This is a genomic window from Phyllobacterium sp. YR531, assembly GCF_000282595.1.
Classification (GTDB): domain Bacteria; phylum Pseudomonadota; class Alphaproteobacteria; order Rhizobiales; family Rhizobiaceae; genus Phyllobacterium.
Map to the genome: position 1 here is coordinate 177,151 of NZ_AKIZ01000015.1, position 26,091 is coordinate 203,241.

25 protein-coding genes are annotated in these 26,091 nt (G+C 53.3%); 20 read left to right on the plus strand and 5 right to left on the minus strand.

Annotation, left to right across the window (positions count from 1 at the left end; genetic code table 11):
- From PMI41_RS06995 to cysE, 4 genes are all read left to right on the plus strand, one after another.
- Complete coding sequence (locus tag PMI41_RS06995) at window positions 1-1,032, plus strand: saccharopine dehydrogenase NADP-binding domain-containing protein (protein ID WP_008123192.1); 1,032 nt, start codon at window positions 1-3, stop codon at window positions 1,030-1,032.
- On the plus strand, window positions 1,029-1,334 hold the full coding sequence (locus PMI41_RS07000; protein ID WP_008123193.1) for a hypothetical protein: 306 nt from the start codon (window positions 1,029-1,031) through the stop codon (window positions 1,332-1,334). Before PMI41_RS06995 ends, PMI41_RS07000 begins: the two co-directional genes overlap by 4 nt.
- A 161-nt stretch (window positions 1,335-1,495) precedes the next feature.
- Window positions 1,496-2,059 (plus strand): FMN reductase, encoded by a 564-nt coding sequence (gene msuE / locus PMI41_RS07005; RefSeq protein WP_008123194.1) that lies wholly within the window; start codon window positions 1,496-1,498, stop codon window positions 2,057-2,059.
- 155 nt (window positions 2,060-2,214) lie between these two features.
- Complete coding sequence (gene cysE, locus PMI41_RS07010; RefSeq protein ID WP_008123195.1) at window positions 2,215-3,009, plus strand: serine O-acetyltransferase; 795 nt, start codon at window positions 2,215-2,217, stop codon at window positions 3,007-3,009.
- Between the two features lie 14 nt (window positions 3,010-3,023).
- On the opposite strand, the gene PMI41_RS07015 is transcribed toward cysE, so the two are convergent.
- The gene (locus PMI41_RS07015) at window positions 3,024-3,227 is read right to left on the minus strand and encodes a hypothetical protein (RefSeq protein WP_040853994.1); all 204 of its coding nucleotides are present in this window, start codon (window positions 3,225-3,227) and stop codon (window positions 3,024-3,026) included.
- 382 nt (window positions 3,228-3,609) lie between these two features.
- Between PMI41_RS07015 and PMI41_RS07020 the strand changes: the two genes are divergently transcribed.
- The 16 genes from PMI41_RS07020 (at window position 3,610) to PMI41_RS07095 (ending at window position 22,049) form a co-directional block, all read left to right on the plus strand.
- Window positions 3,610-4,653, plus strand: coding sequence for an amino acid ABC transporter substrate-binding protein (locus PMI41_RS07020; protein ID WP_008123196.1), 1,044 nt, complete (start codon window positions 3,610-3,612; stop codon window positions 4,651-4,653).
- Window positions 4,654-4,673: 20 nt separating this feature from the next.
- Window positions 4,674-5,885, plus strand: coding sequence for an ABC transporter permease subunit (locus PMI41_RS07025; RefSeq protein WP_157179333.1), 1,212 nt, complete (start codon window positions 4,674-4,676; stop codon window positions 5,883-5,885).
- Window positions 5,882-6,955, plus strand: a complete 1,074-nt coding sequence (locus tag PMI41_RS07030) for an amino acid ABC transporter permease (protein WP_008123198.1) — start codon at window positions 5,882-5,884, stop codon at window positions 6,953-6,955. The genes PMI41_RS07025 and PMI41_RS07030 overlap by 4 nt, the downstream gene beginning before the upstream one ends.
- A 209-nt stretch (window positions 6,956-7,164) precedes the next feature.
- Window positions 7,165-8,169 carry an MsnO8 family LLM class oxidoreductase gene (locus PMI41_RS07035; protein ID WP_008123199.1) on the plus strand — a complete coding sequence of 335 codons (1,005 nt, stop codon included), beginning with the start codon at window positions 7,165-7,167 and terminating at the stop codon, window positions 8,167-8,169.
- 28 nt (window positions 8,170-8,197) lie between these two features.
- A complete protein-coding gene (locus PMI41_RS07040; RefSeq protein WP_008123201.1) occupies window positions 8,198-8,755 on the plus strand; it encodes a GNAT family N-acetyltransferase in 558 nt (185 codons plus the stop codon).
- Window positions 8,756-8,828: 73 nt separating this feature from the next.
- The gene (locus PMI41_RS07045) at window positions 8,829-10,460 is read left to right on the plus strand and encodes an ABC transporter substrate-binding protein (RefSeq protein WP_008123203.1); all 1,632 of its coding nucleotides are present in this window, start codon (window positions 8,829-8,831) and stop codon (window positions 10,458-10,460) included.
- A 53-nt stretch (window positions 10,461-10,513) separates the two neighbouring features.
- The gene (locus PMI41_RS07050; RefSeq protein WP_008123204.1) at window positions 10,514-12,139 is read left to right on the plus strand and encodes an ABC transporter substrate-binding protein; all 1,626 of its coding nucleotides are present in this window, start codon (window positions 10,514-10,516) and stop codon (window positions 12,137-12,139) included.
- A 49-nt stretch (window positions 12,140-12,188) separates the two neighbouring features.
- On the plus strand, window positions 12,189-13,190 hold the full coding sequence (locus tag PMI41_RS07055) for an ABC transporter permease (RefSeq protein ID WP_008123205.1): 1,002 nt from the start codon (window positions 12,189-12,191) through the stop codon (window positions 13,188-13,190).
- Window positions 13,187-14,059: an ABC transporter permease gene (locus tag PMI41_RS07060; protein WP_008123206.1), complete on the plus strand. Its 873-nt coding sequence runs from the start codon at window positions 13,187-13,189 to the stop codon at window positions 14,057-14,059. The genes PMI41_RS07055 and PMI41_RS07060 overlap by 4 nt, the downstream gene beginning before the upstream one ends.
- Window positions 14,056-15,729 carry an ABC transporter ATP-binding protein gene (locus PMI41_RS07065; protein WP_008123207.1) on the plus strand — a complete coding sequence of 558 codons (1,674 nt, stop codon included), beginning with the start codon at window positions 14,056-14,058 and terminating at the stop codon, window positions 15,727-15,729. The genes PMI41_RS07060 and PMI41_RS07065 overlap by 4 nt, the downstream gene beginning before the upstream one ends.
- 49 nt (window positions 15,730-15,778) lie before the next feature.
- On the plus strand, window positions 15,779-17,140 hold the full coding sequence (locus PMI41_RS07070) for an LLM class flavin-dependent oxidoreductase (protein WP_008123208.1): 1,362 nt from the start codon (window positions 15,779-15,781) through the stop codon (window positions 17,138-17,140).
- Window positions 17,141-17,181: 41 nt separating this feature from the next.
- Window positions 17,182-18,507 (plus strand): NtaA/DmoA family FMN-dependent monooxygenase, encoded by a 1,326-nt coding sequence (locus PMI41_RS07075; protein ID WP_008123209.1) that lies wholly within the window; start codon window positions 17,182-17,184, stop codon window positions 18,505-18,507.
- 188 nt (window positions 18,508-18,695) lie between these two features.
- Complete coding sequence (tauA, locus tag PMI41_RS07080; protein WP_244423913.1) at window positions 18,696-19,664, plus strand: taurine ABC transporter substrate-binding protein; 969 nt, start codon at window positions 18,696-18,698, stop codon at window positions 19,662-19,664.
- Window positions 19,665-19,694: 30 nt separating this feature from the next.
- The gene (locus PMI41_RS07085) at window positions 19,695-20,468 is read left to right on the plus strand and encodes a taurine ABC transporter ATP-binding protein (protein ID WP_008123211.1); all 774 of its coding nucleotides are present in this window, start codon (window positions 19,695-19,697) and stop codon (window positions 20,466-20,468) included.
- Window positions 20,469-20,503: 35 nt separating this feature from the next.
- Window positions 20,504-21,319: an ABC transporter permease subunit gene (locus PMI41_RS07090; protein ID WP_244423914.1), complete on the plus strand. Its 816-nt coding sequence runs from the start codon at window positions 20,504-20,506 to the stop codon at window positions 21,317-21,319.
- Between the two features lie 91 nt (window positions 21,320-21,410).
- The gene (locus tag PMI41_RS07095) at window positions 21,411-22,049 is read left to right on the plus strand and encodes a nucleotidyltransferase family protein (protein ID WP_008123214.1); all 639 of its coding nucleotides are present in this window, start codon (window positions 21,411-21,413) and stop codon (window positions 22,047-22,049) included.
- Window positions 22,050-22,058: 9 nt separating this feature from the next.
- Here the strand turns inward: PMI41_RS07095 and PMI41_RS07100 are convergent, their stop codons facing one another.
- From PMI41_RS07100 to PMI41_RS07115, 4 genes are all read right to left on the minus strand, one after another.
- A complete protein-coding gene (locus PMI41_RS07100; RefSeq protein ID WP_008123216.1) occupies window positions 22,059-22,709 on the minus strand; it encodes a hypothetical protein in 651 nt (216 codons plus the stop codon).
- A gap of 11 nt (window positions 22,710-22,720) precedes the next feature.
- On the minus strand, window positions 22,721-24,877 hold the full coding sequence (locus PMI41_RS07105) for a xanthine dehydrogenase family protein molybdopterin-binding subunit (protein ID WP_008123218.1): 2,157 nt from the start codon (window positions 24,875-24,877) through the stop codon (window positions 22,721-22,723).
- A 4-nt stretch (window positions 24,878-24,881) separates the two neighbouring features.
- On the minus strand, window positions 24,882-25,340 hold the full coding sequence (locus PMI41_RS07110) for a (2Fe-2S)-binding protein (RefSeq protein WP_008123220.1): 459 nt from the start codon (window positions 25,338-25,340) through the stop codon (window positions 24,882-24,884).
- Window positions 25,341-25,588: 248 nt separating this feature from the next.
- A partial coding sequence (locus PMI41_RS07115; protein WP_040853997.1) for an FtsX-like permease family protein occupies window positions 25,589-26,091 on the minus strand: 503 nt, incomplete at its 5' end.

Consider the following 26,091-nt stretch of genomic DNA (forward strand, 5'->3'; position numbering starts at 1 on the left):
ATGAAGAAATTGATGATCTATGGGGCGACTGGCTATACCGGTCGCATGGTAGCCGAGCATGCAAAAGCAACCGGAACACCTATCATTCTTGCAGGACGCAGCGAGGCAATGCTGGCGCGATTGGCCACTGGACTCGATGCGGAATACCGTGTCTTTACGCTTGAAGACACCGCAGCGATTGATCGTTCAATGTCGGGAGTGTCGGCCATTTTGAATTGTGCCGGCCCGTTCATGCGGACGGCTGGTATTCTGATGAGGGCAGCAATCCGAAATGGCGTACACTATCTGGACGTTGCAGCAGAACTCGACAGTTATCGTCTTGCGGAGACGCTGGACACGGAGGCAAATTCGGCTGGTGTCATGCTCCTGCCGGGAAGCGGCGGCAGTGTGGCAATACTTGGTTGCCTTGCGCAACGAACCTTTGATCGGGTGACTGATCCTCGCCGGATCAGGGTCGCACTTCATGTTGCCGGAGGCCTTTCACGAGGATCTGCGATCAGCGCAACAGAAAATTTGACTGTCCAATGTCTGGAACGCTTGAATGGTGCTCTGGTTGATCGTGCCGTCAACAACCTTCAACAGTTCGATTTCGGCAGAGGTCCCGTGGATTGTTTCCCTGTCACTTTGCCGGATCTCATAACCATCTGGCGCGCAACCGGCATTTCCAACGTCGAAACGTTCGTTCATGTGACGGGAGCCGGATTTCCTCAAGGTGATCTTTCCAAACTACCCGATGGGCCAAGCCATGAGGAACGGCTGGCTAACCGGTATCAGGCTGTAGCGGAGGTCACAGATGCACACGGATTGGTCTTCCGGTCAGTTCTGGATACTGTAAATGGCTATAGTTTTACCGCCTTGGCGGCAGCGGAAGCCGGACGCAGGGTGCTGGAAGGAGAGCTACGCCCGGGATTCCAGACGCCAGCCGGGCTGTTCGGCAAATATTTTGCAGAAACCATCGCCGATACAACAATCACCCACGTTCATCTCAACATGCCCGAACAATACTCATACAAGAAGGCGAATTCACAATGACCGAGGCCGTCGAAATCACAACGTTTCAACTGGCACACGGCCTGACGATGAAGGACTTCATAAAGGCCAATAAGGACATCAATATTTGGCTCAAGAGCCAGAAGGGATTTGTGTCTCGTCGTATCTGCGAACGTGATGATGGCTCCATACTCGACATGCTGATCTGGAAATCCGCCGAAGATGGCCGAAGGGCAGCCTCTGGAATTGTCACGGAAATGGCCGGTTCACCTGTTCACGCAGCAATAAACCAATCCACAGTCGATTGGACAATCTCAGCCGTCCACCACACAATGGACGGCTAGCAGGCTTTCCCAACCATGGCGTGACTGCAATCGGGCGCTTGAGAAAAATATACTACAACAGGGGCATACTTCAGGGTCAGTTTCCTTTTTTATGTGAACTGCTTTGGTAATGTTTGCCGATGGCCGTCCAACGGCAAACGCAATTACCGAGGATCCAGATCATGTCCAACCCGACCGTTGTTGGCCTTTCCGGCAACTTCCATCGCCCTTCGAAGACAAGGGCACTCGTCACAAGCGTGGTCAGTCGCATCAGTGAGAGCTACGGTCTGACGCAGGAAGTTTATGATCTTATCGATATCGGCGATTCACTCGGTTCTGCGCGCCATATAAATGAACTCAGCCCGGCGGCCAGCAATATACTGGAAAAAGTTCTGTCCGCCGAAATTCTTGTGGTTGGAACTCCGACATATAAGGGTAGTTACACCGGACTGTTCAAACACTTCATCGATTTGATCGATGCTCGCGCCCTACAGGGAAAGCCGGTTGTTCTGACAGCCGCAGGGGCAGGCGACCGGCACGCTCTCATCATAGAACATCAGTTGCGGCCACTTTTCGGATTCTTTGCAGCACACACCCTGCCAACCGGCATTTATGCGACGGATCGGGATTTTCAGAACCACGAAGTTGCTGCTGCGCACATCAGCGCCCAGATCGATCAGGTCGTCAGTGAAGTTCAACCATTGTTGACAAGGCAAAGCCCGGTGGTTGCAAGCGCGGCAGAATAGCAGAAACCGGATCACCAAGGCTCAAGCTGTTTCAATGATTTTTACTTTAACTACATGAAATATATGGAAAATATCGATTGTTTATAAGCAGAACCTGAACCATATTATGCTGAATATCTGCTACATATCTCTTCGATAATTCCAAAGGTCACACCATGCCTGCTACGACTGGAGTAATTTGGCGACAGATAGTCGCTCATGCCGAACAAGTGGCGAATTCGGAACCATGGCTGGCATCATTTCTCGGAGAGTCCGTATTTCAATTCGATAATCTGGAAGATGCACTTTGCCGCGTGTTGTCAGAGCTATTGGCCAATGGTTCGCTATCAGGAAACCGATTAATAGAGCTTTTTGATAGTATAAGGTCCGAAGAGCCACGGCTGCTGCATGGACTTGCGCGGGATATTCGGGCGGTCTTGGAGAGAGACCCGGCGGCTACGCGCCCACTTCATGTTCTTTTGTACCTAAAAGGTTTTCACGCGATCCAGATTCACCGTTTCGCAAATCACCTTTGGAAAACGGCACGGGCAGATCTTGCAATGTACCTGCAATCGCGATCTTCCCGGGTCTTACAGGTCGATATACATCCTGCAGTGCAACTGGGCGTTGGCGTTTTCTTTGACCACGCCACAGGCATTGTTATCGGTGAAACGGCAGTCATTGAAGACAACGTGTCAATTCTCCAAGGGGTAACACTTGGCGGTACCGGCAAGGACACAGGTGATCGTCATCCAAAGATAAGGCACGGTGTTTTGATTGGGGCGGGAGCCACCGTCTTGGGCAACATAGACATCGGTATCAACTCACGGATCGGTGCCGGTTCTGTCGTCTTGAAGGCTGTAGAAGCGCGCAAAACGGTTGCCGGCGTTCCCGCCCGTGTTGTTGGAGGGGTTAAAGAGAAAGAGCCCGCCAAGACCATGAACCACATGCTCTTTGATGTTGGTCTATAAACGGCTTAAGGACCTCATCTCGGATCAAGCGCTGGCGGGTTGTCATTCGCTGTTGGCGTCGCATCCGTGTGACGCAGCCGCGAGATAGAGAACTCCAGCGTGTTTCGCACAATATCAAGCTCGCGTTGACCAGCAAAATTATCACTGTCGGCCTCCTTGATTCCCTGAAGTATGTGCCTGAATCGCGCAATTATTTCCGTTCTGGTAAGCATCGTCATTCAATTGCCCATTACAATATTCCTTCGCTGGATTCTGGCTAACGAATTGGACCTGCGCAACGCACGCCAAAGTATGGTTTTGGCGTTGATGTGGAAAGCTTTGCTCTTGCTTTCGAAAAAAGAAGAAACGTGTTCCGCCCAAGCAGTATTATCATCGATTACACACCGCTATAACGACTAAAAGCGAAGGATTTCTGCTGAGAAATTAAACCGCCAATGCACTTTATTTGAGCAAGATACTACAAACTCTCCCTCGCATTCGCAAAACGATGTCTCCTTTCAGCCCACCAATTCAATAGTCTTTTCGTGGGGCTAGCAGGGGGATCGCACGATCCAGACTTATCTGACCCGTGGAACGCACTTCATCAGGAGAATTTGGATTATGCGAGCAGAACAAAACCAGTCACATGGCTGGAGAACTAAGATTGCTGCCGGTCTTGTGGCCGCCGCGACATTGTTCACGGGTATTGCCCACGCCGGACCTACACTCGATAAAATCAAGCAGCGTGGCACGATCAAGGTCGGAGTTGGCACTTCGCCGGGCTTCTTTGCACCGGACGGAAGTGGCAAATGGCAAGGCTTCTTTGTCGAGTTCGGTAGAGCACTCGCAATTACTGTTTTCAATGATCCGGATAAGGTCGAGTTTACCTCTTCCTCGCCGCAACAGCGATTGCCAGCCCTTCAGTCTGGCGAATTCGACATCCTGCTTTCGGGCGTGACCGTGACCATCACACGCGCCTTTAAACTGGGCTTTCACTTCGGGCCGACAATTTTTTATGACGGGCAGGGCTTGCTCGTGAACAAATCGCTTGGGGTGACCAAGGGCAGCGACCTGGATGGCGCAACCATCGGCGTGCAGAGCGGAACGACAGGCGAGTTGAATATTGCCGACTTCTTCCGCAAATCCGGACATAAGTTCACTCCAGTTACAATTGAAGACAGCAATGAGTTTTTGAAGGCGCTCGAATCCGGCCGCGTTGATGCACTGACTCAAGACGCATCTGATCTAGCCTTGAGACGCACCCTTTTGAAAAATCCAGATGACTACATATTGCTGCCGGAACGCCTGTCAAAAGAGCCGTTGGCTCCAGCAATTGCTGCCGGTGATGACCGTTGGCTTGAAATCGTCAACTGGACTGTCAATGCCACTATTCAGGCTGAAGAATTCGGGATCACCAAGGATAATATCGATACGTTCCTGACCAGCGAAGATCCGGCAATCAAGAGGTTTCTTGGCACTGACCCATCGCTTGGTGAAGCGATTGGACTGGATCCCAAGTTCGCCTATAACATCGTCAAAACACTTGGCAATTACGGCGAAATATTCGAACGTACTATCGGCAAGGGATCACCAGTAGGCTTTGAGCGCGGTTACAACCAACCGTGGACTCAAGGCGGTCTGCTTTACTCGCCACCATTCCGCTGAGGCTGATGGTTTCCGGTGAAATGTCCGTGAGTGGAATAACATCAAAGCCATTGCCAATACCGGGCTCTCCCAAGCCCGGTATTGGTTATTTTATTCGTGAGTGGTGGGGAAGCTACCCGATTACGCAACTGGCAGTGCTTATCGGCCTGATCGGCATATTCTGGCTGATGGGATCGAATATGGTGCACACCATGCACCGGCTTGGCATTCAGCCAGGCTTTGCATTCCTGAGCCAGAGCGCCAACTTCGCCATTGGCGAGAGTCTGATTGCCTACTCCCCAAGTGACACATTTGGGCGGGCAGCATTCGTCGGTTTGCTCAATACGGGGGCGATCGCAGTCTCCGGCTGTATTCTGGCAACGCTTCTTGGCGTCTCGCTGGGGATAGCACGTCTCTCCGGGAACATGCTGCTTTCAGGCCTTGTGCGCTGGTACATCGAAATCATCCGTAATACGCCCTTGCTTCTGCAACTCTTTTTCTGGAGTGCTGTTACACACGCACTTCCGCCACCGCGTCAGGCCTTCAATCCATTGGGAATTCTTTACCTAAGCAATCGAGGGGTTTCGATTCCCGCATTCCGCCTGCACGAATTGTCATTGGTCACTTTAGCCATCTTGGTCGTGTGTATTGCCGCACTGTTCGCGTTCTATAAGGTGCGTTCAAAACGGAGTGTACGACACGGCATTATTGAGTTTTCAGCAATGGGCCTGCTGGCCGTTTTAGGGTTTGGACTGGCCTTTCGGCTGAGCGGAGCAAGTGTCGCGCTTGAACTGCCATTGCTGCGCGGATTCAATATCGCCGGCGGATTTAACCTCACGCCCGAATTTGCAGCATTGCTGATCGGTCTCGTCGTCAACTCATCCGCCACCATAGCGGAAATCATCAGAAGCGGCATTCAATCCGTACCCTCCGGCCAATGGGAGTCAGCGCGGTCTCTGGGGCTCCAACCCGGGCGTATCATGAGGCTGGTAATACTGCCCCAGGCCCTGCGGGTTATCGTCCCGCTGATGACCTCAAGCTACCTTGATCTGACTAAAAACTCGAGCCTTGCCGTGGCAATCGGTTTTCCGGATCTCGTCAGCGTTCTCAACACCACGGCAAACCAGAGCGGTCAGGCCCTTGAAGCATTGGCGATAATCGTCGTGTCCTATCTGGCGATCAACTTGTCCGTCTCAACGATCATGAACAAATACAACAAACGTATCGAACAACGTGGATTCCTGCCGCGATGACTGCATTGTTTTACACTGGAAGCGTTCGTCCGGCATCGTCAGCCCATTGGCAAAAATGGCGCGACGGCCTGTTCGGAACACGGTTGAATATTTTTATCACGCTGGCTACGGCCGGCTTTCTCCTTTGGACAATTCCACCTTTGTTTCGCTGGATTTTACTCGACGCAACATGGACCGGAAGCGCCAAGGATTGCGCGGCGTCAACCGGCGCATGCTGGGCATTTATCGGGGCAAAGATACGCTTCATATTGTTTGCGCTTTATCCGCCCGAACTGGATTGGCGACCCGCGCTGACGATTGGGTTGATAGCGCTCTTGCTTGTGATCACGGGTACGCCCAGATTTTGGTCACGGCATCTCGTGCTGTTGTGGATAGGGACAGTTGTAACCGTCTGGATTCTTATGGCGGGCACTCTCATTGGACCATCAGTGCCGACGGGGCGATGGGGTGGATTGGCACTAACTCTGCTAATTTCGGTCGTCGGCTTTGCCTGTGCATTCCCGATTGCGGTGCTTCTTGCCTTGGCCAGACGGTCTAAGATGGCGGGCCTTCGCACTGTATCGATCATATTCATTGAAGTGGTGCGCGGTGTGCCCATGATCGCAATTTTGTACGTTGCCATGCTGCTTGTACCCATGATGCTGCCGGGGCTTTCACCCGATGCCTTTGTTCGCGCGCAGATCGGATTGACACTTTTCGTCTCGGCCTATCTGGCGGAGGTTGTAAGGGCAGGGCTCCAATCTGTGGCGGATGGTCAGGCGGAAGCCGCCGCATCCCTTGGTTTTGGTTATTGGACCACGCTGCGCTTGATCATCCTGCCGCAAGCTCTGCGCTCAGTGATTCCGGCGCTGGTCAACTTGGCAATCGGCATATTGCTGAATTCTACATTGATTGCGGTGATTGGAATTTTTGATCTGCTGAACGCTGCAAAGAATGCTGCAAATGACCCGGTTTGGCTCGGCTTTTACGACGAGAGTTATGTCTTTGTCGGTGTGATTTATTTCGCACTTTGCTATTCTGCATCCCGCTACAGCCTTTGGCTCGAACGGCATTTGCGTGCTGCGAAATAAGCGTCACGCTTTAATCGGGACAATGGTTTGGCGGGTAACAAAATGAAGATGTCTGCTTCAACAGAAGTAGCAATCTCATCGCAGGTATCAGGATTGCTCTCAAGTTACGAAATATCTTCTGCAATACACTGCAACATTGGAACATCCTTCCTCGTCTTATACTCGACCAGATTACTATAGTTTCAGCAGTGAAACAAATGGTACGCTGAATGAATTACTCACTAAGTTTGCTCGACAAGAGCCCGGTTGACGGAGAAGAAGCACCTGGCCAAGCCTTGGCAAGAACGTTGTTTCTGGCACGGCAGGCCGAAAACTGGGGTTTTCGCCGTTTCTGGGTTGCTGAGCACCACAATAATGCACGGCTGGCAAACTCGTCACCTGAAATACTTATTGCGCATCTGCTGGCTCATACCTCAGCAATCCGCATAGGCTCAGGCGGCGTCATGCTGCAGCACTACAGCGCGTATAAGGTTGCCGAAAACTTCAATCTTTTGGCCACGCTAGCACCCGGAAGGGTCGACATTGGGGTAGGAAAAGCGCCGGGAGGCTTACCTCTTTCCACAAAGACGCTGCAAAAAGCCTTTGACCAAAAGCAGAAACCGGCATTTGCCGACCAGCTTGGTGAACTGGACATCTATCTGCGTGATGCGGCGGCAAGTGCCGACCCGGCGACCAATCTGCGGGCCATTCCTTCGCCTCCTATTCCTGCGGAACGCTTTCTGCTTGGCGCAAGTATTGAAAGTGCAAAACTGGCCGCAGCTCATGATTGGCAATTTGTCTATGCAGGCCATCTGAACGGCGACGAATCCCTGCTGCACGACGTGTTTACCACCTATAGCGAGGTGACAAACGGACAGGTACCAATACTCGCCATTGGTGTGATTGCCGCCGAGTCCGACGCGTTGGCGGAGCGTCTTGAAGGTGATCTGAGGCGATTTAAGGTCGAAGTAGCAAACGGGCAGGGCGTCACCGTTGGCAGCCTGGCACAGGCACAGGAATATATCCGCCAATCCGGCATAACCGATTACCGTATCGAAGAAAAAATGCCCGGTGTCATCCGTGGGACGCCCGGCCGCATTCATGGCGAGCTGGAGCGGCTGCACGCGCGCTATGGAGTGAAGGAATTCATCATCGATTGCCCCGTAACAGAAGCTGCAAGCCGGATTAATTCATTCAGGCTGTTGGCTGAATCACATCTGGCAGTTGCAGCATGACCCATAACAGAATCAAGGCTCGCTAATCATGAGTGACTCTATTCGGATAGCAACAGCCCAAGATGCGACAGCTCTACACCGCCTGATAAAGGCCTCTTACGAGCCATTGCGGGAGATGAACATCAAGTTCACCGCCACGACTGCGGATGTTGATCTGGTGCGTGAGAAAATTGAACGGCACACCACTTTTGTGGTCGAGCGCGATGCTCAGATCATAGCGACAATATCGGTCCGGTTTCCCTGGCCGATGGGGGAAAATCACCTGACAAGTTATCCGTTTCTTCACTGGTTTGCTGTTGCGCCGGAACTCAAGCGCCAATCAATTGGCAGCTCTTTACTTGACTATGTTGAACTGAACTTCCTCCGCGATCAGATCAAAGCGCCGGCTGTCTATCTCGCCACTGCAACACGGCACCCGTGGCTTGTCGGCATCTACGAACGGCGTGGATATGAAGGCTTTTACAAGCGCGACAAGGACGGCGATGAAATGGTTCTTCTGCGTAAAATCCTGAACCAACACATCTACGAAACACTGGAAGTGGCTGAATATCAACGCTTTGAACCTCTATTGGCGCACGCACAATGACGAAACCAACACCCCATTTACACCAGCACCCTAATACGAACGAAGGAGTTCACGAGATTTCGGAGTTCGGCAAATGGTGACGAGAAGAGCCTTCATCGGCGGTGTGAGCGTGTTGGTCGTGTCCACCATGATCGGACAGCAAAGCGCTTACACGCAGGAAACGGTGACACCTGTATCAGGCGGTTCGCTGGTTTGGGGCGTCGAGACAGAACCAAGCACGCTCAATCCCCATTTGAACGGGCAGGCAAAGGCGAAGCTCATTCTCCGCAATGTCTATGAATCCCTGCTGGCACGTACTGCTGATGGCGGTTACGTCCCTTGGCTGGCTACGGATTACAAGATTTCAGATGAAGGGACGACCTATACCTTCACATTGCGCGACGATGTCACCTTCAGTGATGGTGAAAAGCTTGATGCCGCCGCAGTCGCGCTAAACTTCACAAAACTCAAGGAACCGACCTATTCGGGCAGTATCAGTGCAGGACATGTCTCGCATGTGGTTGAAGCGCTTGCGCCCGATCCACGTACGCTCATCTTGAAACTCGATAGCGTCTACTCCCCGTTCCTGGATGGCGCAGCAAGTCTTGAAATCATTTCACCAAAAGGTTTTGACTCGAAACAGTTGAAATCCGGAGGCCCGGAGATAGCCGGAACAGGACCATTCATTCTTGATCGCTATGTCAAAGGTCAGGAAATACATCTCGTGAAAAACCCTGCCTATAACTGGGCACCAGAGAATGCCGGACACCAAGGCCCGGCCTATCTTGATGAAGTTACCTATCGTTTTCTGCCGGAGTCCGCAGTTCGCACAGGCGCTTTGGCGTCAGGACAGGTAGACGTCATCGAAGGTATCTCCGGCAATGATGCAGCTGTTTTCAAAGACGATCCGGAATTTTCCTATCAGAGCGCCATAAACACCGGAACGCCTTACACGCTATATCTCAACGTTACACGCGGTCCGACTGTAGAGGTGAAGGTACGCAAGGCGGTTCTCGCATCCATAGATGTGGCCAAGGTAATCGACTCTGTCTATCGCGGTGAACGAACCCGGGCTTGGGGCGTGCTGACGCCCGCCGACACGGACTTCTATGACAAGAGTATCGAAGGTAGCTATGGTTACGACCCGAAGCTAGCCAATGATCTGCTCGATGATGCGGGTTGGACAAAGCGCGATGCCGACGGTTTCCGTACGAAAGACGGGGCGCGTTTGTCCATTGAAATCGTGCAGGCCCAAGCAACATTGCGTGACCAGCGTGATGTGCTTCTTCAAGCGTTGCAGGCGCAGGCGCGACAGAATGCAGGCATCGACCTTGCTCTGAACTATGTTGACGCGGGTACTTACGTGGATCGCCAAAAAAATGGCGAATATGGCGCGGTTCCCAACTCCACAACCACTCAGGAAAACGCCGTAACCATTTACTTCCATTATTTACCAAGAAGCCTTGGCGGTTCAATCAATTACAGCCGGACAGAAGCGCCGGAGGTGTTGGCATGGCTGAAAGAGGCAGCCTCCACGTTGGACCACGCGCAACGCTCGAGAATCTACAACAGGCTGCAGCGCTTCGCCATTCTCGAACAGGCTTATGGTCTGCCGCTCTACGTGCCGGAAGATCAGATTGCCGCTGCTGTCAATGTTCGCGGAGTAAAATTCCGCCCGTTCAAACATCTTCCGGAAAACGCATACGACATATGGGTTGAGCGATAAGCGTTTGTTGCTTTTCCGGGCTTGTCGCCAGTTTCAGATCAAGGGGTTAGTCCATGAAGATACCTTTCCGCCAGTACTTCCTCCCGCTCATTGCGGCCGCCGGCACAACATTTGCTGCCGGTGTCACACAGGCCGCCGACGCAACGCCTGTCACAGGGGGCGCTCTCGTCTGGGGTGTGGAAACCGACCCGGCAACACTCAATCCGCAACTTAACGGCCAAGATAAGACGAAACTGTTGTTGCGCAATGTCTTTGAATCGCTCCTCTCGCGAACGGCGGACGGCGGCTACGTCCCTTGGCTGGCGAATGAGTACCGGATTTCCGATGATGGTAAGACTTATACCTTCACCTTGCGGGACGGCGTCACTTTCACCGACGGCGAGAAGCTTGATGCTGCGGCAGTTGTGAAGAATTTTACCCGGCTGAAAGACGCGGCCTATTCCGGCAGCGCGAGCGCCGGTCCGGTATCAAAGGTTGCCGATGCCAAGGCACTGGATGCGCATACCGTCGAGCTGACTTTAAGCGAAGTATATGCACCTTTTCTCGATTTTGCGGCTAGCCTCGAGATCCTTTCGCCAAAAGCGTTTGATTCCGCACAGCTCAAGTCAGGTGGCACTGAAATTGCCGGTACAGGCCCGTTCATTCTGAAGCGCTATGTCAAAGGGCAGGACATCCATTTCGTCAAGAACGCCGCCTATAACTGGGCGCCGAAGACCGCAGCTCATCAAGGCCCTGCCTATCTGGACGAAGTTACATACAGATTCCTTCCTGAATCTTCCGTCAGGACGGGTGCGTTGTCATCCGGTCAGGTTGATGTGATCGAAGGCATTTCCGGAAATGACGCCGGTCTTTTCAAGGATAATCCTGATTTCACGTATCAAAATGCACTGAACACCGGGACGCCTTATTCGCTGTTCTTGAATGTAACCTATGGTCCGACACAAGATGTCAAAGTGCGCAAGGCTTTGCTTGCCGCTGTGGATGTCGATGCAGTGCTCAAATCCGTCTACCGTGGTGAGCGCACGCGGGCTTGGGGCATAACGTCACCGATTGATGCGCAATTCTATGACAAGACGATTGAAGGCGCTTATGGCACCGATCCCAAGCTTGCAAACCAGTTGCTCGATGAAGCCGGTTGGAGCGCACGCGATGGTGAGGGCTTCCGCACCAAGGATGGCAAGCGCCTTTCTATCGAAATTGTACAGGCGCAGGCAACAGTTCGCGATCAGCGCAACGTATTGCTTGAGGCTGTCCAAGCGCAAGCACGGCAAAACGCAGGCATTGATCTGAGCGTGTCTTATGTGGATGCGGGCACCTACACCGACCGCCGCAAAACCGGCCAGTTCGGCTCCATCGCCAATTCCAACACCCCAACCGATGCGATTGATATTGAGTACCACTATCTGCCAATCGATCAGGGCGGCTCCATCAATTACAGTCGTGCTTCGGCTCCGGAGCTTCTGACCTGGCTTAAAGCTGCCGCATCTACTCTGGATGCCAAAGAGCGCTTTGCGCTTTACGCAAAACTACAGCGCTTTGCCATTATCGAACAGGCCTATGCGCTGCCGCTCTATGAACCTGAGGATCAGATTGCCGCGGCTTCCTACGTCAAGGGCATCAGCTTCCGCCAATTCAAGCAACTGCCGGAAAGCGCCTACGACATCTGGCGCAGCGAATAGTGAAGCCAACCGCTTTTCGCTCACACGATGTGAAATAGGGAGAGAGAATATGGACGTAGAAAATGTGACCGCGCTTCATCAGGCACCTATTGCCAGTTTGCAGGGCCGTTTTTCGTCGATACGCACCACTCTGCTCTCGCAGATACTCGGACGTATCGGCTCTGGTATCATAGTTCTTTGGGCTGCGATCACGCTGAGCTTCATCAGCCTGCACGTCGCTCCGGGTGATATTGTCAGCCTGTTGATAGGTGAACAAATTCGCACACCCGCGATCGAAGCTGCCATTCGGGCCGAGTGGGGCCTCGATGAGCCTTTGATAAAGCAATATCTTTCCTATCTCTGGAGGGTTCTGCACGGCGATTTTGGCCGCTCTTACGTATTGCAGACAGACGTTGCGACACTGGTCCTCTCGCAGATATGGCCGACACTCAAGTTGACCGGAGCAGCTCTGGTTGTCGCAGTCGTTTTTGCTGTGGTGAGCGCAGTGGCCACTGCGGGACTGCGGTGGCCACGCCGGATCGCTGGTGGCATGGAACTAGTTCTGGTCTCCACGCCATCGTTCTGGCTTGGCATAGTCCTGCTGTTTGTATTTTCGTTTACACTCAAGCTGTTTCCAGTCGCCGGAGACAGGAATTTTGCCGCGCTGGTTCTACCGGCATTGTCTTTAGGGCTATCGCTTGGCGCAGTTATCGGCCAGGTCCTGCGTGAAGGATTGGAGCGTGCGCTGGAAGAACCCTTTGCACTGACGGTGCGGAGTTGGGGCGCCAACGCACTGACTTTACGACTGAGGCATGGCCTGCGGCATGCTGCATTACCTGCAGTGACACTCACAGGCTGGCTGATCGGCAATCTATTGTCTGGGGCAGTGATTACCGAGCAAGTCTTCGGCAGACCCGGCTTGGGAAAGATCACGGTTGATGCCGTACTTGGCAAGGACTTGCCGGTGGTTCTGGCCGTCGCGATCCTTTCGGCTTTTATATATGTCGTCCTCAGCACATTGGTAGATACGCTGTATTTGCTGCTGGATCCGCGATTGCGAGCACGAACATGAGCGTCGTTTCGACAGGTACTCCGCTGGCCGGGTTCAACGGACGGCAGATTGTTTACAGTGCTCTGCGCCGTCCCGGCCTGCTCGCGGCTGTAGTGTTTCTCCTCATCATCGCTGCGGGCACGTCTTGGCCACAATTGCTGACTTCCTATAATCCGATTGCCGCCGATCCGTTGCAGGCGCAATTGCCTCCAAGTGCAGCGCACTGGTTTGGCACAGACCAGCTCGGACGCGACGTGTTTTCACGAGTTGTACATGGCGCACGCTATTCGATCCTCATCGGCGTCAGTGCGGTTGTTATCGCTGCAGTCGTCGGATCGATCCTCGGGCTGTTTGCAGGGCTCGCACGCGGCATTGTAGACGAAGCGATCACACGGTTTCTCGATGTGGTCTCGGCATTTCCAGATCTGCTGCTGGCACTCGTGCTGATATCCTTCACAGGACCCGGTACATTCAATCTGATCTTCGCCCTTGGCGTCGCGTCCATACCGCGTTTTGCAAGAGTGGTGCGGGCTCAAACTTTTGTCATAGCCGAGTCAGGATATGTCGAACAGGCAAGAACCTTTGGGCTTACTCCAGCAGTGCTGGTGTTGCGCCACATTCTTCCTCACGCGATGGCTCAAGTGCCAATCCTCGCCACCATCGGGCTTGGTACTGCAATTATTGGAGCAGCGGGTTTGAGCTTTCTTGGCATGGGGCCGCAACCTCCCATTCCAGAGTGGGGCGCAATGCTGGCCGAAGGCAGAAACTACCTGCGCGTTGCCTGGTGGATCGGGGTTTGGCCGGGTGTCGCAATCACGCTGACAGTTATTTCCGTAAGCGTTCTCGGACGTCAGTGGCAGGCGGCATTTGAAGGCAGGAGGCAGCAATGACTGCGCTCATCAATATCCGAAACCTTACAATTGGATTTCCCAAAGGCCACGAGGCCAATGTCGTTGTCCGCGGTCTTGATCTTACCATTCATCGCGGCGAATCCGTAGCGCTTGTCGGAGAATCCGGTTCCGGCAAATCCGTAACTGCCCGCTCGCTCGTTGGACTGACCGGGCAAGGCGCCAGCGTTACAGCCGATGTTTTCGATATTGACGGCGAAAATGCACTCAATTTTCACGAGCGAAAATGGCGGCAGCTTCGCGGGAGCAAGATTGGATTTGTCTTGCAGGACGCCTTGGTCTCGTTGGACCCGCTGCGACGCATCAGCCAGCAGGTTTCGGACGCACTCGGCAATGGTGGCTTGTTCAGCCGGCGTGATATTCATGACGAAAGCCTGACGTTGCTCAATTCGGTCGGTATACCCAATCCTGTACAGCGTTTGCCTCAGTATCCGCACCAGCTTTCAGGTGGCTTGCGTCAACGGGCATTAATTGCCACGGCAATAGCCCGCGAGCCCGCACTCGTGATTGCCGATGAACCTACAACTGCACTTGACGCAACGGTGCAGAAACAAATTCTCGATCTGCTTGCCGAAAGGAAGCGGGCGGGCAATACGCTGCTGTTGATCAGTCATGACCTTGCCATTGTCTCGCGGCTTGCCGATCGTGTTCTGGTGATGCGAAACGGCGAAGTCGTTGAAGAGGGGCCGACTGCAGAAATTCTTTCTGCTCCGAGCCATCCCTACACAAGACAATTGCTCGATGCGATACCATCAGCCACTTCACGAGGCTATCGATTAGCCCCCGACCTTGGTAGCGTCGTTTCATCATCGCCTGCTGAAAACCCGGCAGTGATTGGGCAGGTTGAGCGCTTGAAAGTTCTGCTTCCCGCAAAATCGATTGATCCAAAACGAAAGATGCTGCGTGTCGAGCATCTTTCCAAACATTATGGAAGCGGCGCCGCCGCTTCTCTCGTTGTCAACGATGTGTCATTCGATCTGTCCGCTGGCGAAGCCTTGGGAATTGTTGGAGAGTCCGGTTCCGGCAAGACAACAGTCGCCAGAATTGTGCTCGGTCTTGTCAAACCCGATGCTGGAAAAGTATCAATTGACGGACAGCCATGGAGTGAACTGAGCGAAGGTCAACGCCGAGCGCATAGGGCGGGGGTACAACTCATTGCCCAGGACGCGCTGAGCTCGTTCGATCCAAGATATACCGTTGAGCGGATCGTGGGTGAAAGTCTCGACTCGGTGGCTGTCTTTGGAGCCGAGCGCAGACGCAGGGTCCTTGAAGTCCTCGATTCAGTACGCCTGGGGCCCGCATATCTCAATCGGCATCCGCGTGACCTTTCCGGCGGGCAAAGGCAAAGAGTTGCCATCGCGCGTGCGTTTGCGCCACGACCGAAACTGCTCGTCGCCGACGAACCCGTCAGCGCGCTTGATGTTTCCATTCAGGCGCAAGTGCTGGATCTGCTGGCCGAACTGCAGGCTGCATCGGGCACATCACTGCTTTTCATATCTCACGATCTTGGCGTGGTTCATCATCTTACCGACCGCGTCGTAGTGATGAAGGAGGGCCGGATTGTCGAAACAGGAAATGTCGATTCCGTGTTCTCGGCACCGCGCCACAGCTACACTCAATCCCTGCTGGAGGCCATTCCCAGCATCGCCTGATCCATCTGGGCGAAGATGAACATTCAGAATGACCAAAGGAAGCTCGTAGATGATTAATGAAAGAAAAGCCCAGAGTGGCAGGCAGATAAAGCTTGGAGCGATCATTCAGGGTGCATCCGGCAATATGGCAGCGTGGCGTCACAAGGATGCGGTCGCGGATGCGAGTATCAATTTCAAATATTGCAAGGAACTCGCCGCCAAGGCAGAAGTCGGCAAGTTTGACTTCCTGTTCGTCGCTGATGGTCTGTACATCAACCACAAATCCATTCCCCATTTCCTTAACCGCTTCGAGCCTTTGACATTGTTGTCCGGGCTGGCGGCCGTGACTTCAAATATTGGATTGGTCGCTACACTTTCCACCTCCTACAGCGATCCCTTTACGGTGGCCCGCCAGTTCTCAAGTCTTGATCATGTGAGTGATGGCAGGGCCGGGTGGAATGTCGTCACATCTCCGCTGGAAGGCTCGGCCAAGAATTTCTCCCGCAGCGAACATCCCGAGCACGGCAAGCGCTATCGTATTGCCAAGGAGTTTTTGGAAGTCACAAAAGGTCTTTGGGATTCCTGGGAAGATGATGCATTCGTGCGTGACAAGGAATCCGGTGTTTTCTTCGATCCCAACAAGCTCCATACGCTCAATCATCGCGGCGAATATTTTTCAGTTGAAGGTCCGCTGAATGTGGGGCGCTCGCTGCAAGGCCGTCCCATAGTCTTTCAGGCTGGCGCATCAGAAGATGGCAAATGGCTTGCAGCCGCAGAAGCCGATGCAATTTATACCCGGCAGGAAACTATAGAGCTTGCACGGGACTTCTACCGCGATGTCAAAAAACGGCTGCTCGAAAACGGACGCCGCGAAGATAGTCTGCTGCTCTTTCAGGGCATCAGCGTGATCGTTGGTGAAACGCAGGAAGATGCAGAACGCAGATATTGGGAAACAGCCGAGCTGGTGACAATCGATAATGCGCTTGATTACCTCGGACGTTATTTCGAGCACCATGATTTCTCGCAGCATCCACTGGACGAGGCATTTCCGGATATTGGTGACCTTGGTCAGAATAGTTTCCGCAGTACCACTGACACCATCAAACGCAATGCCCAAGAAAATGGCCTCACACTGCGCCAAGTCGCCCTGCAGGCCGCTACGCCGCTGCCATCATTTCTTGGCACAGCTGAAACAGTGGCTGACGGACTCCAGCAATGGTTTGAAGCCGGAGCGACGGATGGATTCATTGTGAGAGGTGGTACACCAACGGCATTCGACGATTTTGTCGACAATGTTGTTCCCCTGCTGCAGGCGCGCGGATTGTTCCGTGAGGATTACGCAGGTTCCACGCTCCGCGAGCATCTGGGTTTGCCGTTCCCCGTCAATCGTTATGCGGATTTTCCTGAAGAAGTAATCGCTCGCGCTAGCTGAGCACACTTTGAGCCAAACCATATTATCCAAGGAGTATCGTCATGACCGCCCTACGTCCACGCCGTTTGAAAACTCTTGTGGGTGCCGGAAATTTCGCTTTTGCCAGCAATGACATTGACGCCACCACAGGTCCACGCCGTGCCGTTGAATTGGCCCGCAAAGCGGAAGCAGAAAAGATTACCGGTCTTTTTACCGCCGACCTGCTGCATATAGATCCGGCTGGCTTGGCAGGCACGACCGGCACACAAGAACCGATTGTTGCACTTGCCGCCTTAAGTCAGGTGACATCGCATATTGGTCTTGTCGCTACAGTCTCGACAACCTATCACCATCCCTACAATCTGGCACGACTGATCGGGACACTGGATCACGCGAGCGGCGGGCGGGCAGCATGGAACGCTGTTACATCTTCGGTGGGCGAAGAGAACTTCGGCGGTGATACATTGCCGGACCCGGCAAAGCGCTATGCACGCGCCACGGAATTCATTGAAGTGATTAACGCACTTTTTGACGCCAATGATGAACGGGCAGCTTTCAGAAATCCAAATGGATCAATCGGCGTTGATCCGGCCAAACTGCACCGGATCGATTACGCTGGTGAGCATTTTCAGGTGCAAGGCCCACTGAACGTGCCGACGCCGCCGCAGGGAAGGCCCGTGCAATTTCAGGCAGGTCAATCTACGGAAGGCGTCACATTGGGTGCGCGCTACGCTGAAGTGGTCTACACGTCCCAGCCAACACTCGAAGCGGCCATCAGCTTTTCTGGTGAACTTCGGCGCCAGGCCCGCGCCTTTGGCCGTGGCCATAATCTTCCACTGATAATGAATTCATTCCATGCAGTTATCGGAGAAAGCGAAGCGGATGTTGCACGCCGGGTTCGGGAAAAGCATGAGAAGATTGATTACGAACAAGGCCGCTTGAAGTTGGCTGATATGCTTGGCGGCGATCTTGATCTGTCTGAACTACGGCTTGATGAGCCTCTTCCCGAAGGATTGCTTCCCGATGTGGAAAGTGTCAACAGACGCCGCGGGCGGGTCGAAATATTTCGTCGCTATGCTCAGAGCGGTCTGACCCTGCGCGAATTGATCATTCAAGCACAGGAAACCGGCCACTGGTCACTTGCTGGCACGCCTGTACAACTTGCTGATGCTCTGGAAGAACGTTTCCGTGCCAATGCGCTGGATGTTATTTCCCTTCACGGTCTGGGAAACCCGGATCAGGAGGATTTACTGTTAAACGGTCTCCTGCCGGAGTTGCGCAAACGCTTCCTCATTGATGAGGAATATCTGGAGGGCGGATTCCGTGCGAACCTTGGATTACCCGCCATTGTAAAAGCCGGAGAAGAACTTTCGGCACGCACCGGTTGAGACAAGTTCGCGCTCAAGTGGCACAAGCTTTTCACCATGCGGGCGGGAATTAAATTCCCGCCTTTTGCCTAAAGTTGGCAGAACATATCTCTACAATCCGATTGGGATGGCGAAAATTGACGGCAGATTTCAACTAGGATTTTCTCTCAATGCTAAATCGTCGCCAATTGTTTCTTGCAAGCACCGTCATGCTGGTTGTTGGAGGATTCGGGTCCGCTCGTGCCGAAGATCTCCAATTTACGATTGGCTATCAAACTGTGGTAGAGCCATCAAAAGTACCGCAGGCTGATGGCACCTATGAGAAAGCCACCGGAGCAAAAATTGATTGGCGAAAGTTTGATTCCGGTGCCGATGTCATCACAGCCGTAGCGTCGGGTTCGGTCGACATCGGATATGTCGGGTCCAGTCCGCTTGCAGCCGCTGCCAGCCGTGAGTTGCCAATTCAGACCATTCTGGTGGTCGGTCTCATCGGCGAATCCGAAGCGTTGGTTGCCCGCAATGGCTCAGGTGTTTCGAAAATCACTGACTTGGCTGGAAAGAAAGTGGCTGTGCCATTTGTCTCTACAACCCATTACAGCCTGCTGGCGGCTTTGAAGCATGAGAAAGTTGACCCGAAGACTGTCGAGATCCTCAATCTGCGCCCGCCGGAAATTGCCGCAGCCTGGGAGCGTGGTGATATCGATGCTGCCTATGTGTGGGACCCCGCCCTTGGGCAAATACGCACAAGCGGCACCATCATCGTGGATTCTGCCAAAGTGGCAGAATGGGGTGCACCAACGTTTGACGCGTGGATTGTCCGGACCGAATTTGCCGAAAAGCATCCGGATGCGGTGCGCGATTTCGTCAAGACGACCGGGCAGGCATATGCCGAATATCTGGCAAAGCCGGAATCCTGGTCCGCTTCATCACCACAAGCTGAAAAGATCAGCCGCCTGACAGGAGCGAAACAGGACGAGGTGCCAGCACTGCTCAAGGGTTACGTTTTTCCGAATTTGGCAGAGCAGGCATCAGACAAACTCCTTGGAGCCGACACCGTAAAGGCTATCGCAGCAACATCGGAGTTCCTTAAGGAACAAGGCAAGGTGGACGCTGTGCTGCCCGACTACAGCAATTATGTCACGACAAAATATGTCAAAGAGGCAGCCGTTTCGAATTGATAAGACGGGCAACTGGTCAATCGGGTAATCATGCCTCATCTCGCCGTTGAAGATATCTCGGTTTATTATCCCGGTCAGCAAAGGCCGGCTTTGACCCGAGCGTCTACTTACGTGAAATCGGGTGAATTCGTCGTTCTCGTCGGCCGCTCCGGTTGCGGAAAGACGACGCTGCTCAATGTGGTCGCCGGACTGTTGAAGCCTACGGATGGCAGGGTCCGCATCGATGGAGAGACAATAACAGGGCCCAGCGCTGATCGCGCGCTGGTGTTTCAGAATGATGCCCTGTTTCCTTGGCTCAACGCTCGTGAGAATGTTGCGTTTGCCCTCAAGCTGCGCGGTGTTTCCCGTAAAGATCGCGGGGAGATGGCCGATCGGTTGCTTGGTCTGGTCAAGCTTGATGGATTCGGGGACAAGCAAATCTGGCAACTATCAGGTGGCATGCGGCAACGGGTCGGACTTGCGCGTGCATTGGCGGCACAACCGGCGTTCCTGCTTATGGATGAACCTTTGGGTGCCCTTGATGCATTGACGAGGGAGCGCATGCAGACATTGCTTCTCGACATATGGGCTCAAAGCAAAGTCGGTGCTCTCATGGTCACACACGGGATCGACGAGGCCTTGCTGCTTGCAACAAGGATTGTCGTACTTGCACCGGGACCGGGACGCATTATCCGCGAGATAGAAACAGGCTTTGGGCGACGTTATGTCGAAGGTGAAACGGTGCGATCAATCAAGGCCGATCCCGCATTCGCTCTGGCTCGGGCGGACATCGAGGACTCGATTTTTGAAGGAGAGACCGTGTGACGCTCTCCGTTGAAACCCAGCGCGATATTGCTGAGCTGCGTGGAGAACCGGCAGCTTCACCAGGGCGCCGCACAAAAGCGGGTCATCTGTGGAGTACGCGTTCAATCAGCCTTGGCACGATAGCACTGTTTTTCATCGCGTGGACACTTGTTGCCTATTTCAGGCTTGTATCTCCCGTATTCCTCCCATCGCCTTTGGCTGTACTTTGGAAATTCTACACAGTAGCCACCTCAGGTTTTGTTGACGCCACCCTATGGCAGCATTTGAGCGCAAGCCTTCTACGGGTGTTTGCTGCCTTGTTCTTTTCGTTGCTGGTGGCAATTCCTGTCGGTATCGCCATTGGTATCAGCAGGATCGGACGAGGCATTTTTGATCCGATACTCGAATTCTTGAGACCAATTCCGCCGCTAGCCTATCTGCCTCTGGTGATTATATGGTTCGGTATAGGCGAGCCCTCAAAAATACTTGTTATCGCGATTGCCATGCTGGCACCTATTGCCATTTCCACTGCCTCAGGGGTGAGGGGCGTATCGCATGATCGTATCAATGCCGCGAAAACGCTCGGCGCCAGCAACATCCAACTGGTGCTGAATGTCATTCTGCCCAGCGCCACTCCCTCAATTCTTACCGGATTGCGCATTGCGCTGGGTACGGGATGGACGACACTTGTTGCTGCCGAACTTGTAGCGGCTACGCGCGGATTAGGATTCATGATCCAGTCGGCTGCGCAGTTTCTTGTAACCGATGTTGTGATCATGGGCATATTCACGATTGCCATTATCGCGTTCATTCTTGAAGTCGGGCTCAGACGGCTTGAACGCTGGCTGGTGCCTTGGTCCGGACGCGAGTGAAATTTCGGCAGGCAAAAGCGCGCTGCCAACTCGTAGATCGCAGAATTACCTTTTCGACTGATACGGAAGATTTTTTGCGATAGAGTGAATTATGAATCCATCCAGTATCACTGTCGCAGCAATTATACTTGCTGCGGGCCGCGCAACCAGAATGCGTGATCACGGTCACAAATTGCTGGCCAAATTTGACGGCGTACCGCTAATCAGACGAACAGTTTCAATCGCAATGGCAAGCAGGTCATCATCCGTTACGGTTGTCACAGGTTACCGGCGCGACGATATCGAAAACTCCATTGACGGCATGGGCGCGCATATTGTGCACAATCCGAATTTTTCTGTCGGCATTGGCAGCTCTATCGTGGCTGGCTTTTCAGGATCACACGTAAAATCCGCAGCTGGTGCCATCATAATGCTTGCCGATATGCCGAAACTGGAAACTGAGCATCTGAACAGGCTGATCGCAGTCTTTCGGGAAAACAACGGCAGGTCCATTGTCCGCGCAGTATCCGGAAGCAGTCCCGGCCATCCCGTTATTTTACCCTCAACATTTTACGAGAGGGTAATTGCTTTGAACGGTGATTTTGGAGCCCGGCAAATCATGGACAAATCCAAAGGCGATACAATTGAGGTAGATATAGGGAATGCAGCCATCCGCGACGTTGATACACCTGAAGCGATCATCGCAGCAGGAGGTCTTCTTGATCAAGAGGCAAGTCAAACTGAATTGTAATTGATTTGCCTATGACGGACAGGCTGCCCCAGTCTGCGCCCATGCTTTGATCAATTCGCCAAACGCTTTTTGAGTGCCAGGAGCCGGTTCGCGACCTTCGCCCGGGTTCCATGCCCAACCGACCAGATGATCCTGACCCATATGCTCGACGATTTGATCGATCGATTTACCGCCATTCCGCTCGTGGTCCTTTATCTGCGCACAGATTGCACCCAGTGATTTGCCTTCCCAGGCCATTTCGATTGGTGCCAGATGCCAATTGGGATTGCCGGGAATGCTTTTAATGGTTTCCGCCTGCCCGATCACCGGGACATTTTCTGAACCATGGCAGGTGGTGCACATCATGCCCGGAACGCCCATGCCACCGTCACCGCGGGTAACAGGCGGTTGATGCGGATGCATGGTGAGGTTCTGCAGCGGCCGGTCAGTTGCAGGATGGCAATTGACGCAGCGCGGATGCTGGATAACTTTTCCGGCCTCTTCAAAAAGTGCAACCGAACGCTGCTTTTCATCAGTGATAGACTGGAACGTCGATACCGGCTTAAGTTCGACAGCCTTGGCCGCAACCTTGTCCTGCGCCCATGAAATATTGGAAGCAGCGATTACCGCATTGAGAACGAGGCACACTGATATCGAGGTGAACGTGATATTCCGTATCATCCTGCGTCCCCTTAAGCGGAAAGAACATTGACAATCGGCAAGCGCCGAACTGGACTGTTGGTCAGCCGTCGCCATGCATTGGCCACAGCAGGACCAATAGGCGGGACGCCGGGTTCTCCTACGCCGGTCGGCGGTTCGCCGGAGGGTATAACGGCAACTTCAACAGCCGGCATTTCATTGATGCGCAAGGAACGATAGTCGTGGAAGTTCGACTGGATGATCTTGCCACCCGGTCCAAGCGTAACTGCATCGAACAGGACAGCGCCCAGACCATAACCTATACCACCCTCCATCTGGGCTTTGATAACATTGGGATTGATCGCGATACCGCAGTCAACAGCGCACCAAACTTTGTGAACGCGAGGCGAGCCTTCGTTACTCACTGATACTTCGACAATCTGAGCAACATAGCTACCGAAGCTTTTGACGACGGCTACACCCCGCTGACGTCCTTCAGGGACAGGAGAACCCCAATTTGCCATCTCGGCAACCTTCTTCAGTGTCGCGATATGCCGAGGTTCCTTGGACAGCAGGGCAAGACGCCCTTCGACGGGATCCTTGCCAACTTTTTCAAGCAGTTCATCCACAAATGTCTCTACAGCAAACCCGGTATGGGTATGGCCGACCGAGCGCCACCATAGTGGCGGCACCACCAGTGTGGTGTTATGCGAAATGACCCGCAGGTTGGGAATGTCATAGGGCAGGTTGGATGCACCTTCGACAGAAGTTTCATCGAGATCCGCCTTGGCCATAATGGACTGACCAACGATAGACTGATCCCAGCCGACAATCTTGCCATCGGCATCTACGGCACCGCGCATCTTGTGCACATACATGGGCCGGTAGTAGCCGCCACGAATATCGTCTTCACGCGTCCACATATGTTTGAGAGGGCGGTTGCCATCAGTCGCCGCAAAGACTGCCGCAGCTTCCTGCATGTAAGGTGAGCCAAACTGGGCTTTCCGCCCGAAACTCCCGCCAGTGATTTGGGTATTAACCCGAACTTTTTCCGGATCCAGTCCAAGAACCTTCGCAGCGGTGCTCTTATCCATTCCCGGAAACTGCGCTCCAGTATAGATATCTACAGAACCATCAACAGCCTTGACGAATACCGCATCCAGCGGCTCCATCGGGGCGTGGGCAAGGAAGGGGAAAGCAAGCACTGCTTCAATGCTCTGCACGCCATTGCCGGAGAAAGCCTTTTCAACGTCGCCATTATTGGTCGCGGCAAGACCCTTTTCGGCAAAGAGCTTTTCATAATCAGCCGTCAACTGATCGCTGGATCGGGTTTCAGCCTTGGTAAGATCCCATTCGATTTCAAGCGCAGCACGACCCTTGAGCGCCGCAAAAGTATTTTCCGCGTATACCGCCACACCTTGGGGAATTTGCCTGACATCAACGACGCCCTGAACTTTTCGGGCTTGCAAATCGTCAAATGATTTTACCGTGGCTCCAAAATGATCCGGATGAGCCACCGTGGCATACAGCATGTTGTCGGCGGTCACGTCGAGCGTAAATACAGCCTTGCCATTCGTTTTGCTGACCGTATCGAGCTTAGGAAGCTCTTGTCCAATGAGGATAAAATCTTTGGGGTCCTTCAGCCTGGGTTCAGCGGGAGGTGTCTTGGTGGCGGCTTTGCTGGCGAATGCACCAAAACCACTTTCCTTGGACGTAGCAGCATGTTTTATGCGGCCTTTCTCAACTGTGATCTCGCTTGCAGGAACCTTCCACTCCTCTGCCGCTGCAGCGACCAGCATGGCACGTGCGGTAGCACCAGCCTTTCGCAACTGCTCATAGGAATTTGCAATCGACGTGGAACCGCCTGTACCTTGCAAGCCAAAAGCGAGATTGGCATAGACTTTGTCATCTGCCGGAGAGTGGACAGCCCGCATCTGGCTCCAATCAGCGTCAAGCTCTTCCGCCACAATCGTGGCAAGCCCGGTAAACGGTCCCTGACCGAACTCAATATGTTTTGACAGGACAGTCACGGTATCATCCGCGCCAATCTTGACGAAGGCATTCATCGGCGACAATGCGGTATCGCCACCCGCCTGAACACCCTGCATCGCGCGGGCTGAAAACATTCTTGGCGCAAGGGTAAAGCCGATGACGAGTCCTGCGCCAGCCAGAAATGAACGACGTGTGCTTTTGATTGAATGTACGGTCATGGGATCAACCCTCCATCGTATCGGCAGCGTCGTGGATTGCCTGCCGGATGCGCTGGTAGGTGGCACAGCGGCAGATATTGCCTGCCATCGCACCATCGATATCATCATCGCTCGGCTTTGGTGTCATCTGAAGCAGGGATACAGCCGACATGATCTGCCCGGACTGACAATAGCCGCATTGCGGCACATCAATTGCTACCCAGGCTTTCTGGACGGCTTCGGCCTCCTTGCCTTCGATGCCCTCAATCGTGACAACTTCTGATCCATCAACAGTTGCAATCGGTGTAATGCAACTGCGTCGGGTCATGCCATCGAGATGAACGGTGCATGCCCCGCATTGGGCTATGCCGCACCCGTATTTCGTGCCGGTGAGTTTTTCGAAGTCGCGTAGGACCCAAAGCAACGGAGTATCGGGATCTCCATCGAAAGTCCGTTGCTGACCATTGAGTTTGAAAGTGATCATCTTGATATCCCGCATCTGGCTGTGCACGCAACTGGTGCTGGCTTGAGTTGGTCGTTATCTCGTTTGACGATAGCACAAAAAGTCTATCTGCCAATCAACATGGATGTGAATGATTTTTCTAGTTGAAAAGATTCATCAGCCGAAGAATGATCCTAATTACAAATTTAAGCGACCCACCTGAGAATACAACCGACTAGCGTGCAAACGAATCTGGTTATAGCTAAGCGACAAGTTGCCATTAGTTGAGGTTATTCATACCTCAGAGCTTCAACAGGATCGAGTTTGGCTGCACGCCAAGCTGGGAGAAGCGTTGCCAGAAACGACAAGACAAGCGCCATCATAATGACCAAAAAAGTTTCATTGAAATCCATTCTGGCGGGCAGGGTGCTGAGAAAATAAAGCTTCGGGTCAAACAGAGTAGTGCCGGATAACCAGGAGAAGAATTGGCGGATGCGTTCGACGTTCAGGCAAACAAGAACGCCCAAGATCACACCCGCAATCGTGCCGGTCACACCGATAGCCGCTCCGGTCATCAGGAATATGCGCAGGATTGAATTTCGTGTGGCACCCATTGTGCGAAGAATGGCGATATCCCGACCCTTGTCCTTCACCAGCATGATCAGCCCGGAGATGATGTTCAGAGCCGCCACCAGAACAATCAACGTCAAAATCATGAACATCACATTGCGCTGCACTTGCAGGGCGGAGAAAAAGCTTACATTACGCTGACGCCAGTCAGTCAGCATCACTG